Source organism: Rhodopseudomonas palustris (assembly GCF_003591005.1).
Taxonomy (GTDB): Bacteria; Pseudomonadota; Alphaproteobacteria; order Rhizobiales; family Xanthobacteraceae; genus Rhodopseudomonas; species Rhodopseudomonas palustris_K.
Window position 1 is genome coordinate 122,835 of record NZ_QYYD01000006.1, and the last position, 13,624, is coordinate 136,458.

Consider the following 13,624-nt stretch of genomic DNA (forward strand, 5'->3'; position numbering starts at 1 on the left):
GCACAAGTGGCGAAATCCGATCTCGGAACCAAACGTATTTGCCCCACGACGGGCAAAAAGTTCTACGATCTGAATAAATCTCCGGTGATCTCGCCCTACACCGGCGAGGTGGTGCCGATTGCGCCGGTGTCGGCGCCGCGTGGCCGCGCCGATCAGCGTTCTGCCGCAACTGCCGACACGTCCGAAGCGCCCGAGGCGATGGAGTCCGAAGAGTTGGTGTCGCTCGAGGAGGCCGATGCCGAGGAGAAGACCGGCAAGGTCAAGGCGGTCGTTCCGGAGTCGGAAGACGACATCGAAATCGACGAATCGATCGAGGACGACGACGATTCGACCTTCATCGCCGACGAAGAAGAAGGGGATGAAGACGTCACTGACATCATTGGTGACGTTTCTGGTGATGAGGAGACTTGAGGTCTTCGTCAAACTGTGATCAACGAATGCCGCGCGCGGTTGATTTGACCGCCCGCACCCAGGGTACGGGGCCATAGCTCAGCTGGGAGAGCGCTTGCATGGCATGCAAGAGGTCGGCGGTTCGATCCCGCCTGGCTCCACCAGCCTTCGCTTGTTTCGCAAGCTACGGCTCGGCAAGCCCGGAAACCTATCGTAGCGAAGCAAGCGAAGGCTGCCGCGGCGAAGCCCGCAGGGCGAAGCCGGGCTACTGAGTCCACTTCTGTTTATTCCTCAACTTGACGATCGATCGTCGAAGCGTCGCGCAAGCTACGGCTCGGCAAGCCCGGAAACCTATCGTAGCGAAGCAAGCGAAGGCTGCCGCGGCGTAGCCCGAAGGGCGAAGCCGGGCCCGACAGCTCAGCCATCTGACTTCAACATGCCTTTTCGCCTATCGATTCGTCGCGTTCTCTATCTTCGCGTTTGAGCCGTCGTGCTTTAAATCGGTCCCATCCCGATGAAATACGTTTACTCCTTGAGAGTCTCGATTCCGAGCACTTCTACGTCGGCATCACGGACGATCTCCGGGCGCGGCTCAAGAAACACAATGCCGGCGAGGCCCCGCACACGTCGAAGTATTGCCCTTGGCGGTTGAAGACTTATGTGGCCTTCAGCGACGAACATCAGGCGTATGCCTTCGAGAAATATTTGAAGTCGGCGTCCGGCCGCGCATTTGCCAAGAAGCGCCTCTGACGGATAAGTTCGTCCTCCCCATCAAAGCTTCCATAAGAAAGCCCTCATGACTTCTCCTCTGATGGCCGGCGCGATTGCTGGTTTGCGCGTGATCGATCTGTCGCGCGTGCTCGGTGGTCCGTACTGCACCCAGATTCTCGCCGACCATGGCGCCGACGTGATCAAGGTCGAACCGCCGGCCGGCGACGAGACCCGTGACTGGGGCCCGCCCTTTCACGACGACGACGCGGCGTATTTCATCGGCGCCAACCGCAACAAGCGCTCGATCGGCCTCGACCTCGCCTCCGAGGGCGGCCGCGCCGTGCTGATGAAGATGCTCGAAGACGCCGACGTCATGATCGAGAACTTCAAGCCCGGCACGCTCGACAAATGGGGCATCGGCAACGACGTGCTGCGCGCCAGATTTCCGCAGCTGGTGCATTGCCGGATCTCGGGCTTCGGCGGCGACGGCCCGCATGGCGGCCATCCCGGCTATGACGCCATCATCCAGTCGATGGTCGGCCTGATGGAAGCGACCGGCACGCCGGACTCTGGCCCGACCCGGATCGGCGTCGCGCTGGTCGACATGGCGACCGGGCTGTACGCCTGCGTCGGCATCCTGATGGCGCTGCTCGAGCGGCAAAAATCGGGACTCGGCCAGTTCGTCGAGGCGACGCTGTTCGAGACCGGGCTCGCCATCATGCATCCGCACACCGCGAACTTCTTCATGCACGGCAAGCCGCCGGCGCGCACCGGCAATGAGCATCCGAATCTGTATCCATATTCGGTGTTCGCGGCGCGCGACGGCAACATCTTCATGGGTGTGGGCAACGACGGCACCTTCCGCAAGCTATGCCGCGAGCTCGGCAAGCCGGAGCTCGGCACCGATCCGCGCTTCGCCCGCAACCGCGACCGCGTCGTCAATCGCGCGGAGCTGCGCGCCGAGCTTGAGGCGATCCTCGCCAATCACGACGCCGAGCCGCTGTGCCGCAGGCTGCTCGCCGCCGGCCTGCCGGCCGGTCCGGTGCAGGCGATCGACAAGGCGCTGGCCTCCGAGCACGTCAAGGCCCGCGGCGATATCATCGAGAAGGACTGGTACAGGGGCATCGCCTCGCCGGTCCGGTTCGATCGCACCAAAGCCAGTCTGCGCCACATCCCGCCGACTTTCAGCCAGCACGCCGACGAAGTGCTGGGTGAGTTCGGCTACACGAGCGATGACATCGTCCGGCTGAAGGCCGACGGAATCGTCAGCGGCCCCGAGCGTAAGCGGTAAGCGACAGGATGGCGGCGCCGCGATTGCACCGCCATCCCGCCTCCCCGACCCGAACATCATCACTCCATCCGACCAGGTTCCTGCTGCGCTGCCACAAGCCGGCGTTGGTCTTTTTCCGCGCTAGGCGGCCGGATCGCTTCCTCCTAACGATGTCGTCGCCTATACGGTCATGTAACTGTCACCCGGCGCTGCTAACGCGCGCGCAGATGATGACTGTTCGTTCGGGAGGTACTTGATGATGTTTCGTTCCCTCAGCCTGACGGCGCTCGCCGCGTCCGTCGCTGCCAGTTTGGCGCTGGCCCTGCCGGCGCAGGCCGCCACCGAAATTCAGTGGTGGCACGCCATGACGGGCGGCAACAACGACGTCGTCGTCAAGCTGGCGAACGACTTCAATGCCTCGCAAAGCGACTACAAGGTGGTTCCGACCTACAAGGGCGGCTATGCCGACACCATGAACGCCGGCATCGCGGCGTTCCGCGCCGGCAATGCGCCGCACATCATGCAGGTGTTCGAGGTCGGCACCGCCACCATGATGGCCGCCACCGGTGCGGTGAAGCCGGTGTACAAGCTGATGCAGGAGACGGGCGAGCCGTTCGATGCAAACGCTTATCTGCCGGCGATCACCGGCTACTACTCGACCTCCAAGGGCGAGATGCTGTCGTTCCCGTTCAATTCGTCGTCGATGGTGATGTGGGTCAATCTCGACGCGCTGAAGAAGGCCGAGATCGCCGAAATCCCCAAGACCTGGCCGGAGGTGTTCGACGCCGCCAAGAAGCTCAAGGCGGCCGGTTACGCCACCTGCGGGTTCTCGACCGCCTGGGTGACCTGGGCCAATCTCGAGCAGTTGTCGGCCTGGCACAACGTGCCGCTGGCCAGCAAGGCCAACGGTCTCGACGGCTTCGACACCAAGCTCGAATTCAACGGCCCGGTGCAGCTCAAGCATCTCGAAAAATTGGTCGAGCTGCAGAAGGACAAGACCTTCGATTACTCCGGCCGCACCAACACCGGCGAGGGCCGCTTCACGTCGGGCGAGTGTCCGCTGTTCCTGACCTCGTCGGGCTTCTTCGGCAACGTCAAGTCGCAGGCCAAGTTCAACTGGACCAACGCAGCGATGCCGTACTACCCGGACGTCGCGGGCGCGCCGCAGAACTCGATCATCGGCGGCGCCTCGCTGTGGGTGATGGGCGGCAAGACGCCGGCCGAATACAAGGGCGTCGCCAAGTTCCTCGCCTTCCTGTCCGACACCGACCGCCAGGTCGCCGTGCACAAGGCCTCGGGCTATCTGCCGATCACCAAGGCGGCCTACGAGAAGGCCAAGGCCGACGGCTTCTACAAGGATCAGCCTTATCTCGAAACGCCGATCAAGGAACTGACCAACAAGCCGCCGACCGAGAACTCCCGCGGCCTGCGTCTCGGCAACATGGTTCAGCTGCGCGACGTCTGGGCCGAGGAATTCGAGCAGGCGCTGGCCGGCAAGAAAACCGCCAAGGAAGCCCTCGATGCGGCCGTGACGCGCGGCAACACGATGCTGCGGCAGTTCGAGAAGACGGCGGTGAGGTGACGAATCCTCAGCCCACTCTAGCCGTCATTGCCGGGCTTGACCCGGCAATCCATCGTTCGCAAGAGGGATGGATGCGCGGGTCAAGCCCGCGCATGACGGCTGCAGGTGGGGAGGGGAGTTAGCAACACATGCTCAAGCAGGCCGTCTTTCAATCCAAGTTCCTGCCTTATCTGCTGGTGCTGCCGCAGCTCGCGGTGGTGCTGGTGTTTTTCTATTGGCCGGCCGGGCAGGCGGTGGTGCAGTCGTTCCTGATGCAGGACGCGTTCGGGCTGTCGACCGTGTTCGTATGGTTCGACAACTACAAGGAGCTGCTCGCCGACCCCGATTACTTCGCGGCGATCCTGCGCACCTTCGGATTTTCCTTCGCGATCGCGCTGGCGTCGCTGTCGCTGGCGCTGCTGCTCGCCGTGATGGCGGACCGGCCGCTGCGCGGCTCGATGTTCTATCGAACGCTGCTGATCTGGCCCTATGCGGTGGCGCCGCCGGTTGTCGGCGTATTGTGGGTGTTCATGCTCAACCCGTCGCTCGGGGTGATCGCGCATGGCCTGCGCCATCTCGGCGTCGACTGGAATCCGCTGCTCGACGGCAACCAAGCGGCGACGCTGATCATCCTGGCCGCGGCCTGGAAGCAGATCTCCTACAACTTCCTGTTTTTCCTGGCCGGGCTGCAGGCGATCCCGTCCAGCGTGATTGAAGCCGCGGCGATCGACGGCGCGCGGCCGATGCGGCGGTTCTGGACCATCATCTTCCCGCTGCTGTCGCCGACCATCTTCTTCCTGATCGTCGTCAACATCGTCTACGCGTTCTTCGACACCTTCGGCATCATCGACACCATCACCCGCGGCGGCCCTGCGAAGGCGACCGAGACATTGGTCTACAAGGTCTATAGCGATGGCCTGCTCGGCGGCAATCTCGGCAGCTCGGCGGCGCAGTCGGTGATCCTGATGGGCATCGTCATCGCGCTGACCGCGTTTCAGTTCCGTTTCGTCGAGCGCAAGGTGAATTACTGATGGTCGAGCACCGCCGATTCGGGAATCTGCTGCCGCATCTGGTGCTGTGGACCGGCGTGCTGATCGTCGCGTTCCCGGTGTATCTCGCTTTCGTCGCCTCGACCCAGGACAACGCCACCATCGCCAACGGCCAGATGTCGCTGCTGCCCGGCGGTCACTTCCTCGATACCTATTATCAGACGCTGTTCGTCGGCACCTCGGGCACCACCCGCGAGCCGGTCGGCACCATGCTGTTCAATTCCTTCGTGATGGCGATGCTGATCGCGGTCGGCAAGATCGCGATCTCGCTGATCTCCGCCTATGCGATCGTGTATTTCCGCTTCCCGTTCCGGATGACGATCTTCTGGATCATCTTCATCACTCTGATGCTGCCGGTCGAGGTTCGCATCTACCCGACCTACAAGATCGTCGCCGACCTCAATCTGCTCGACAGCTACGCCGGCCTGACGCTGCCGCTGATCGCCTCCGCGACCGCGACGCTGCTGTTCCGGCAATTCTTCATGACGGTGCCGGACGAACTCCTGGAAGCGTCGCGGATCGACGGCGCCGGGCCGTTCCGGTTCTTCTGGGATACGCTGCTGCCGCTGTCGCGCACCAATATGGCGGCGCTGTTCGTGATCCTGTTCATTCTCGGCTGGAACCAATATCTCTGGCCGCTGCTGATCACCACGCGCGACGACATGCAGACCATCCAGATCGGCATCCGCAAGATGATCGTGACCTCCGACGCGCTGACCGAATGGCCGATCGTGATGGCGACCGCGGTGCTGGCGATGCTGCCGCCGGTTGCCGTGGTGGTGCTGATGCAGAAGCTGTTCGTGCGCGGACTGGTCGAGACGGAGAAGTAATCGTGGCCGATGTCGTTCTCCGCAATGTCCGCAAGACCTATCCGGGCGGCTTCGAAGCCATCAAGGGCGTCGATTTCTCGGTCGGCGACGGCCAGTTCTGCGTGCTGGTCGGCCCCTCGGGCTGCGGCAAGTCCACGCTGCTGCGGATGGTCGCGGGGCTGGAGACGATCACGGCGGGCGAGATCGAGATCGGCGGCCGCGTCGTCAACCAGGTCGAGCCGGCCGACCGCGATATCGCCATGGTGTTCCAGAACTACGCGCTCTACCCGCATATGAGCGTCTACAACAACATGGCCTACGGCTTGCGCAACCGCGGCATGGCCAAGCCCGAGATCGACACCCGCGTCCAGGAAGCCGCCCGGATCCTCGAACTCGGCGCGATGCTGGAGCGCAAGCCGCGGCAGCTCTCCGGCGGCCAGCGCCAGCGTGTGGCGATGGGCCGCGCCATCGTGCGCCAGCCCAAGGTGTTCCTGTTCGACGAGCCGCTGTCCAATCTCGACGCCAAGCTGCGCGTGGCGATGCGGGTCGAGATCCGCAAGCTGCAGCGCCGGCTGGCGACCACCGCGATCTACGTCACCCATGATCAGCTCGAAGCGATGACGCTGGCCGATATTCTGGTGGTGATGAACGGCGGCGTGGTCGAACAGATCGGCTCGCCGCTCGACGTCTATGCCAAACCGGCCACCACCTTCGTGGCATCGTTCATCGGCGCGCCGCCGATGAATCTGATCCCGCTCGACGGCGTCCGCGCCCAGGTCGGCGGTGCGGCCGAGGCCAGCATCCTCGGCGTCCGTCCGGAAGACCTGACGATCGCGTCCGAGCCGGCGGCTCCCGGCGGACTGACGCTCGATCTGACCGTCGAGGCGATCGAGCGGGTCGGGCCCGAGACCTTTGTGTACGGCAGCCGCGAACGCCGCGGCGACCTTACGGCGATCAGCACCAAGCCGGGCGAATTGCCGCCCGATGAGATTATCGTGCGGATTCCCGGCCAGGAGTCGCCGCCGATCGGCGCCCAGATCGCCGCCACGGCCTTGCCCCATCAGCTCCACCGGTTCGGTGCGGACGGCCGGCGAATTGCCGCAGGGCGTTGAGCCGGCTCGGCAATTTCGCTAATTCGGACGGCTTGAACCGGTCTGTTGCACTGCCCATATTGGTTTCGAACGGCCGGCGTGTTGCCGGGCGGTCATCGGGGTGCCGCAAGGGCCCCAATCAAAGTCGCTTCGAGAGGACTTTGGATGTCTCGTGTTCCTACGTTATCCAGCCCTTTCCTGCTGGGATTCGACGAGATCGAGCGTGCGCTCGACCGCGTCGTCAAGGGTGCCGACGGCTACCCGCCCTACAACATCGAGCGCTGCGAACGCGGCAACGGCGATCCTGAAAAGCTCAGGATCACGCTCGCGGTCGCGGGTTTCACCCGTGATCAACTCGATGTGACGATTGAGGAAAATCAACTCGTCATCAGGGGTCGCCAGCAGGATGACAAGGCCCGGCAATACATCCACCGCGGCATCGCCGCGCGCCACTTCCAGCGCACATTCGTGCTGGCGGAGGGGATGCAAGTGCTGGGTGCGGATCTGAAAAACGGGTTGTTGTCGATCGATCTGGTCCGGCCTGAGCCTGAGCGGGTGATTAAGACAATTGCCATCACCGAACACGAATAATGGAACGAGTAGCGGACTCGACCGCTTAGTCTCTAACAGGAGTCGAGACCATGACTGACTTGGGTACAACAACGCACGACAATGTCCGCGTCACGCCGGAAGCGTTGGCGCATCTGGGCGAGGGTCACATCGCCTATGTGAAGCAGATCCGCTCCGAGGACGTGCCCGGCCTCTTCCCGCAGGCGCCGCAGATTGCGCCCGGCCTGAAGCTGTTCGCGCTGCATTCCGCCGACGGCACGCCGATCATGCTGACCGACAGCCGTGAAGCCGCGGTTGCCAATGCCTGGAGCCAGGAGCTCCAAGCGGTGAGCGTGCACTGATCGCCAGAACGATCCAGAGCTACCATGCAGGCGCGGTGTCCGGAGACGGACTCCGCGTATCTGCGTTGCGCGCAATTCCCGCGTGACGCCCTGTGAGCTGTCGCTCGCGATTTTGAATCATCACCGACGAAAATGAAGCTCGCGGCTCCGAGCTACGCTGCGGTTGCCGGCGGCAATGCCAGCACCGAGTAGATCGCCTGCGCATCGCGCGAGGCGCGTAGTTTCTTGGCGACGTCCTGGTCGCGTAGCAAGCGAGCGATTCGTGCGAGAGCTTTCAGGTGATCGGCGCCGGCGCCTTCCGGCGCGAGCAGCAGGAAAATCAGGTCGACCGGCTGACCGTCCATCGCCTCGAAATCGATCGGACGTTCCAACCGTGCAAACAAGCCGAACAGCTTGTCCAGCTTCGGCAGCTTGCCGTGAGGTATCGCCACGCCATAGCCGACCGCAGTGGTGCCGAGCTTCTCGCGTTGCAACAGAACCTCGAAGATCGACCGCTCATTCTGCCCGGACAGTTCCGCAGCGCGTGCCGCGAGCTCCTGCAGCGCTTGCTTCTTGCTGATAACCTTCAACGCCGGGATAACGGCCTCGGGCGCGACCAGATCGGTAATCGTCATGCGGCGTTCCGAGGATATGCTGTGCGGTGCTGGTTAAACAGGGCAGAGGCAGTCTGCGTCGAGCCTGATCGAGAAGATCCGCCTAGCTCCATGAGCTCGAAAATCTTCATCAATTCATCGGCCTAGCTAATCTATCATGTCCGCCAGCGGCGGCAAAGTCCGGCGCTTCCGGCACCGGCACGGAAGGCGGCGGACCATAGGCAGAGCCGCCGCCGGGCGTCAATGGCCGTCTCGCTTGCCCGAACAAGACGGCATGACTGCAGCCCTCGTCAGGCGGCCGTGTTCACCGTCGGCGGATCGATCCAGCCGATATTGCCGTCGGCGCGGCGATAGATGATGTTCACACGGCCCGAACCGCCGTGCAGGAACACCAGCACCGGCGCGCCGGTCAGGTCGAGTTCAACCACCGCCTCGCTCACCGACAGCCGCTTCATCGCAGTGGTGGCTTCGGCGATGATCACCGGGTTGTAGGCGTCTTCGGCGTGTTCCTCGTCGCCGGGCGCCTCGATGACGTAGCTCGTCGCGTCGACCGCTGCGGTGCCGAGCTCGGCGATGGCCGCAGCCTCGGCATGCGCCTTGCGGGCGGAGCGATCCTTCAGCCGGCTCTTGTAGCGGCGCAGCCGCTTCTCGATCTGCAGCAGGGCCTGGTCGGCGCTCGCATAGGCGTCTGCCGCGTTCGATTCGGCTTCCAGCGTGATGCCGGAATCAAGGTGCAGCGCACAGTCGGTGCGGAATCCGAAGCCGTCTTTGCTCAGCGTGATATGGCCCGAGTAATTGCCGTCGAAATATTTGCGCAGCACCTCTTCGGTGCGTTCGCTGACACGGCCGCGCAGGGCTTCGCCGACGCTGATGCTTTTGCCGGAGACCCGGATGGTCATGGGATGCCTCGTTTGTCTTTGGGGTACTGACAGTAGTCCGAGCAGCGGCGTAATCAAGCCGGGGCGGTGTCGCGGGAGCGATCCGCCGCCGACAGGGCCGAGCCGAGGACGCTCTGCTTGTCGCGGCGCCGTTGCACGGAGGAGGGAATGCGCATCGCCTCGCGATATTTCGCCACCGTGCGGCGGGCGATATCGATGCCGGCTTCGCGCAGCTTTTCGACGATGGTGTCGTCGGAAAGAATCGCCGACGGCTCTTCGCCATCGATCAATTGCCGAATGTGATGACGCACCGCCTCGGCCGAATGCGCCTCGCCGCCGTCGGCGGATGCAATCGATGCGGTAAAGAAGTACTTAAGCTCAAAAGTACCGCGGTTGGTCGCCATGTACTTGTTGGCGGTGACGCGTGACACGGTTGATTCGTGCATCTGGATCGCGTCGGCGACGGCCTTGAGATTCAGCGGTCGCAGATGTGCGACGCCGTGGGTGAAGAAGCCGTCCTGCTGGCGCACGATCTCGGTCGCGACCTTGAGGATGGTCCGGGCGCGCTGATCCAGCGCGCGGACCAGCCAGGTGGCGTTCTGCAGGCAGTCGGAGAAATATGATTTGTCGCCGTCCTTGCGGATCGTCTTCGACAGCTCCGAGTAGTACGACTGATTGACCAGCACCTTCGGCAGCGTGTCGCTGTTGAGTTCGACCAGCCAGCCGCCATCGGGGCCGGGACGGACGAAGACGTCGGGCACGACAGTCTGCACCCGCGAGGTGCCGAACTTCAGGCCGGGCTTGGGGTCGAGATGCCGGATCTCGCCGATCATGTCGGCGAGGTCCTCGTCGTCGACGCCGCAGATCTTGCGCAGGCCGGCGATGTCACGCCTGGCGAGCAGATCGAGATGCTCGATCAGCGCCTGCATGGCCGGATCGTAGCGGTCGAGTTCGCGCAGCTGGATCGCCAGGCACTCGGCCAGCGAGCGCGCGCAGATGCCGGGCGGATCGAAGGTCTGCAGCACGGCGACCACGGCTTCCACCTCGGCCGGCGTGGTGCCGAGCCGCTCGGCGGCGTCGCCGAGATCAGCCGGCAGATAGCCGGCGTCGTCGACCAGATCGATCAAATATTGGCCGATCATGCGCTGCGACGGACCCGTCAACGCCACCGCGAGTTGCTCGGCCAGATGATCGGCCAGCGAACTCTCGGCCGCCACGAAGGCTTCGAGATTGTAGCCCTCGTCGCTGGAAGCGCCGCCGCCCCATTCGGTGTAGGACGCCGGCGCGACGTCCTGCGCGGCGCGTGCCGCAGCTTCGGCAGGCTCCTCGGGAAAGACGTTCTCCATGCCGGTGTCGAGCGTCTGCTCGATGTCGCTGCGGCTGCCGAGGTCGCGCTGCATCCATTCTTCGGCGCCGGGCTCGAACGAGTCGCTGGCGGCGTAGTCGCTGCCCTCGCTGCCGCTCTCACCTCCACCGAATTCGTCACCGCTGCCATCGCCGCGCTCCATCGCCTCGCCCGCGACCGGAGCCTCCGGCGTGTCGGTCGCGCGATCGAGCAGCGGGTTCTTTTCGAGCTCGTCTTCGACGAACGTCGCGAGATCAAGATTGGACAGCTGCAGCAGCTTGATCGCCTGCATCAGCTGCGGCGTCATCACCAGCGACTGCGACTGTCGGAACTCGAGGCGTTGAGTGAGTGCCATGGCGGCAAGAACGATCCAAGTTGGTCCGTTTCTTGCTTACGCCTTTCCTGGGCTGATGTACACGCCTTGACGAATTGGAAATTTGGAGTAGGCGGCTCATCCGATTAGTTGGACGGCGGGAGCAAGGCAATCGAGCATGCCGCGCCCGCGTCCAGACTGCAACCGATTACAGGCGGAATTCTTCGCCAAGGTAAAGGCGGCGGACGTCCGGGTTATTGACGATCTCTTCCGGCGTGCCCTCGGTCAGGATTTCACCCGCATAAACGATGTAGGCGCGGTCGGTGAGACCAAGTGTCTCACGGACGTTGTGGTCGGTAATTAGTACGCCAATACCGCGATTGGTGAGGTGACGCACCAGATCCTGGATGTCGCCGACCGCGATCGGATCGATGCCGGCGAACGGTTCGTCGAGCAGCATGTAGTTCGGCCGGCTCGCCAGCGCGCGCGCGATTTCGACGCGGCGGCGTTCGCCGCCCGACAGCGCGATCGACGGCGACTTGCGCAGCCGTTCAATATTGAACTCCTGCAGCAGATTGTCGAGTTCGGCCTCGCGCTTGCGCTTGTCCGGCTCGACCGCCTCGAGCACCGCCATGATGTTCTGCTCGACATTCAGGCCGCGAAAGATCGACGCCTCCTGCGGCAGATAGCCGATGCCGAGCCGGGCGCGCTGATACATCGGCAGCCTTGTGACGTCGTGGCCGTCGAGCTCGATCGCGCCGCGGTCGGCCTTGATCAGGCCGGTGATCATGTAGAACACGGTGGTCTTGCCGGCGCCGTTCGGGCCGAGCAGGCCGACGGCCTCGCCGCGCCGTACATAGATGCTGACGCCGCGGACGATCTTGCGGGTGCCAAAGCTCTTCTCGATGCTGTGGACCGCCAGATAGCCGGCATGAGCCACGCGCTCCTGCGTCGGGGCCGGTCGGCGCGACCGCTGCGGGGCCGGTGTCGGGGCGAGCGGCGCCTCCCGGCCGGCGGTGCGAGCGACCGGCGCATCGCGCACCGACGCCGCCAGCATCTCTCCAACCTCGTTCTCCAATGCGGTGATGTCCGGGCGCGATTGTGCGAAGCCCGCCCGTTTTGGGTCCTTCCGCCGGAATTTGCCGAGAAGATCCACCATTCCGTTACCGATCAGTTTTCGCACTGCGCTGTTCCAGAGGCCGGCGCCATTGCGCCATCATTTTTTCTGGCCGCTGGCCGGCGTTCCGATGCCGAGCGGGTTGCCGTTTCCGCCATTGCCGGAGGATTGAAACAGGCCTTGGACCCGGCCGGTGTTGGACTCCACCCGTGATACGCCGGTGGTCATGTCGACCAGCAGCCGGTCGCCGCGGACCACGTTCTTGGCCTGGGTCAGCACCACGTTGCCGAGCATGGTCACCAGATTGGTCCTGGTATCGAACACCGCGCTGTCGCCAGTGACGACCTGGTCCTTCTGGGTGACCACCACGTTGCCCTTAGCCTCGAGCTTGCGAATCGACGAGGTGCCGCCGGGGCCGGGTGTGGCAGCCGGCATCGACTTGCGCTTGGTCTGCTTGGCGCCGCCAGCGTCCTGGTCCTGATCGTAGAACACCACGAGGGTCTTCGACGTCATGGTGGTGTCGCCCTGCACCACCTTGACGCTGCCGGCGAAGGTCGCCTCTTTTTTCTTGTCGCGCACTTCGAGCGTATCGGATTCGATCTGGATCGGCTGGTCGCGATTCTGCGAAAAGCCCTGCATGGCGTTGGGTACGCCCTGCACGGCGCTCTGCGCCGAGGCGACACTGCTGGTTGCGGCGGCCAGCAACGCGGCGCCGATGATCGCGCGCAGCATGCGGCGGGCGGGACAGAAACGGGCTGCGGTCATGGACGGGTCACTTCACGTTGGCGGGGAGCGGACTTGGCTTTCGCCGGCTGCTCGGCACGCGGTGCGGGGGCGGGCGCCGGCTCGGCTTCCGCCTGCTCCGGAGCGGCCGGTGCTGCTGCGTTGTCCAGGTTCATCACAACCCCACCCTCGAACCGGATCACGTCGCCCTTGTCGGTCAGCCGCAGGCGTTGGCCGCGCAATTTGCCGCCGAGCCATTTGACGTCGACCGGCTCGTCCGACGACACGTTGCCCTTGCCCATATCAACGTCGGCCTGGGTCATCCAGGCTTCGCTGCCGGTCGAGGTGCGCAGATAGACGTCCTTCTGCAGGTTCAGCATCTGCGCCTTGGTGTTGAACTTGCCGTCGCGAGCTTCGATCGTCACCGTCGATTCATCGTCGTTGACCACCTTGGCGCGCAGCGTGTGCAGGTCGACATGGTCGGCGCTGGTGAGATCCTGGGTCGCCGAGCGCGCCCACATCTCGTAGGGCCGGCCGTCATTGGTGAAGCCGGCGAGATGCGGCGACTCCATCGTGATCTTGGTGCCGGAGACCACCAGGTCGCCGACGTCGAGCGGCAATTTCGCCAGCATGCGGAACGGGTTGAACACCGAGATGGCGACGATCGCGGCGAGCGACAGCGCCACCACCAGCGGCACCGCGACGCGCAGCGTCCGCACCAGCCGGCTATGCCGCGCCGCCGCTGCGAAACGCGCCTCCATCCCGGTCCGATAGGTCGCCGCCTGAACCGAAGCCACCGCCGCTCCCGCGTGAGGCCGGGACCAGCTTCAGCAGCCGGTCGCGCACCTTGCCGTTTCCAATCT

General features: G+C 64.1%; 14 protein-coding genes, 1 tRNA gene and 1 pseudogene. 10 read left to right on the forward strand and 6 right to left on the reverse strand.

The annotated features are described in order from the left end of the window. Window positions 1-6: 6 nt before the first annotated feature. The 10 genes and pseudogenes from D4Q52_RS07735 (at window position 7) to D4Q52_RS07780 (ending at window position 7,792) form a co-directional block, all read left to right on the forward strand. Window positions 7-411: a TIGR02300 family protein gene (locus D4Q52_RS07735; protein WP_119855970.1), complete on the forward strand. Its 405-nt coding sequence runs from the start codon at window positions 7-9 to the stop codon at window positions 409-411. Between the two features lie 67 nt (window positions 412-478). Next, window positions 479-554: transfer RNA gene (locus D4Q52_RS07740), tRNA-Ala, on the forward strand. A 350-nt stretch (window positions 555-904) separates the two neighbouring features. Then, window positions 905-1,140 (forward strand): annotated as a pseudogene (locus D4Q52_RS07745) (GIY-YIG nuclease family protein). A gap of 46 nt (window positions 1,141-1,186) precedes the next feature. Continuing rightward, on the forward strand, window positions 1,187-2,392 hold the full coding sequence (locus D4Q52_RS07750) for a CaiB/BaiF CoA transferase family protein (RefSeq protein WP_119855971.1): 1,206 nt from the start codon (window positions 1,187-1,189) through the stop codon (window positions 2,390-2,392). 238 nt (window positions 2,393-2,630) lie between these two features. Continuing rightward, complete coding sequence (gene ugpB, locus D4Q52_RS07755; RefSeq protein ID WP_425328462.1) at window positions 2,631-3,953, forward strand: sn-glycerol-3-phosphate ABC transporter substrate-binding protein UgpB; 1,323 nt, start codon at window positions 2,631-2,633, stop codon at window positions 3,951-3,953. A 128-nt stretch (window positions 3,954-4,081) separates the two neighbouring features. Continuing rightward, window positions 4,082-4,963: a sn-glycerol-3-phosphate ABC transporter permease UgpA gene (ugpA, locus tag D4Q52_RS07760; RefSeq protein ID WP_119855973.1), complete on the forward strand. Its 882-nt coding sequence runs from the start codon at window positions 4,082-4,084 to the stop codon at window positions 4,961-4,963. After that, complete coding sequence (gene ugpE / locus D4Q52_RS07765) at window positions 4,963-5,811, forward strand: sn-glycerol-3-phosphate ABC transporter permease UgpE (RefSeq protein WP_119855974.1); 849 nt, start codon at window positions 4,963-4,965, stop codon at window positions 5,809-5,811. The genes ugpA and ugpE overlap by 1 nt, the downstream gene beginning before the upstream one ends. A 2-nt stretch (window positions 5,812-5,813) precedes the next feature. After that, window positions 5,814-6,902: a sn-glycerol-3-phosphate import ATP-binding protein UgpC gene (locus D4Q52_RS07770; RefSeq protein WP_119855975.1), complete on the forward strand. Its 1,089-nt coding sequence runs from the start codon at window positions 5,814-5,816 to the stop codon at window positions 6,900-6,902. 144 nt (window positions 6,903-7,046) lie between these two features. Then, complete coding sequence (locus tag D4Q52_RS07775; RefSeq protein WP_119855976.1) at window positions 7,047-7,472, forward strand: Hsp20 family protein; 426 nt, start codon at window positions 7,047-7,049, stop codon at window positions 7,470-7,472. A 50-nt stretch (window positions 7,473-7,522) separates the two neighbouring features. Then, window positions 7,523-7,792, forward strand: a complete 270-nt coding sequence (locus D4Q52_RS07780) for a DUF1150 family protein (RefSeq protein WP_119855977.1) — start codon at window positions 7,523-7,525, stop codon at window positions 7,790-7,792. 152 nt (window positions 7,793-7,944) lie between these two features. Here the strand turns inward: D4Q52_RS07780 and ptsN are convergent, their stop codons facing one another. The 6 genes from ptsN to lptC all read right to left on the reverse strand — a co-directional run bounded on the left by ptsN (window position 7,945) and on the right by lptC (window position 13,558). After that, window positions 7,945-8,406: a PTS IIA-like nitrogen regulatory protein PtsN gene (gene ptsN / locus D4Q52_RS07785; RefSeq protein WP_054163323.1), complete on the reverse strand. Its 462-nt coding sequence runs from the start codon at window positions 8,404-8,406 to the stop codon at window positions 7,945-7,947. Window positions 8,407-8,675: 269 nt separating this feature from the next. Next, a complete protein-coding gene (gene hpf, locus D4Q52_RS07790; protein WP_119855978.1) occupies window positions 8,676-9,284 on the reverse strand; it encodes a ribosome hibernation-promoting factor, HPF/YfiA family in 609 nt (202 codons plus the stop codon). Window positions 9,285-9,337: 53 nt separating this feature from the next. Next, a complete protein-coding gene (gene rpoN / locus D4Q52_RS07795; protein WP_119855979.1) occupies window positions 9,338-10,963 on the reverse strand; it encodes an RNA polymerase factor sigma-54 in 1,626 nt (541 codons plus the stop codon). Window positions 10,964-11,129: 166 nt separating this feature from the next. After that, entirely contained in the window at window positions 11,130-12,080 is a 951-nt protein-coding gene (gene lptB, locus D4Q52_RS07800) for an LPS export ABC transporter ATP-binding protein (RefSeq protein WP_119855980.1), read from the reverse strand. Between the two features lie 57 nt (window positions 12,081-12,137). Further along, entirely contained in the window at window positions 12,138-12,803 is a 666-nt protein-coding gene (locus D4Q52_RS07805; protein ID WP_119855981.1) for an LptA/OstA family protein, read from the reverse strand. Then, a complete protein-coding gene (lptC, locus tag D4Q52_RS07810; protein ID WP_119855982.1) occupies window positions 12,800-13,558 on the reverse strand; it encodes an LPS export ABC transporter periplasmic protein LptC in 759 nt (252 codons plus the stop codon). Before lptC ends, D4Q52_RS07805 begins: the two co-directional genes overlap by 4 nt. Window positions 13,559-13,624: the final 66 nt, after the last annotated feature.

Excerpts from the sequence above, each read along its gene's own strand:
- D4Q52_RS07750 (WP_119855971.1), top strand. The coding sequence starts at position 1,187 with ATGACTTCTCCTCTGATGGCCGGCGCGATTGCTGGTTTGCGCGTGATC.
- ugpB (WP_425328462.1), top strand. The coding sequence starts at position 2,631 with ATGTTTCGTTCCCTCAGCCTGACGGCGCTCGCCGCGTCCGTCGCTGCC.
- ugpA (WP_119855973.1), top strand. The coding sequence starts at position 4,082 with ATGCTCAAGCAGGCCGTCTTTCAATCCAAGTTCCTGCCTTATCTGCTG.
- ugpE (WP_119855974.1), top strand. The coding sequence starts at position 4,963 with ATGGTCGAGCACCGCCGATTCGGGAATCTGCTGCCGCATCTGGTGCTG.
- D4Q52_RS07775 (WP_119855976.1), top strand. The coding sequence starts at position 7,047 with ATGTCTCGTGTTCCTACGTTATCCAGCCCTTTCCTGCTGGGATTCGAC.
- D4Q52_RS07780 (WP_119855977.1), top strand. The coding sequence starts at position 7,523 with ATGACTGACTTGGGTACAACAACGCACGACAATGTCCGCGTCACGCCG.
- ptsN (WP_054163323.1), bottom strand. The coding sequence starts at position 8,406 with ATGACGATTACCGATCTGGTCGCGCCCGAGGCCGTTATCCCGGCGTTG.
- hpf (WP_119855978.1), bottom strand. The coding sequence starts at position 9,284 with ATGACCATCCGGGTCTCCGGCAAAAGCATCAGCGTCGGCGAAGCCCTG.
- rpoN (WP_119855979.1), bottom strand. The coding sequence starts at position 10,963 with ATGGCACTCACTCAACGCCTCGAGTTCCGACAGTCGCAGTCGCTGGTG.
- lptB (WP_119855980.1), bottom strand. The coding sequence starts at position 12,080 with ATGGTGGATCTTCTCGGCAAATTCCGGCGGAAGGACCCAAAACGGGCG.
- D4Q52_RS07805 (WP_119855981.1), bottom strand. The coding sequence starts at position 12,803 with ATGACCGCAGCCCGTTTCTGTCCCGCCCGCCGCATGCTGCGCGCGATC.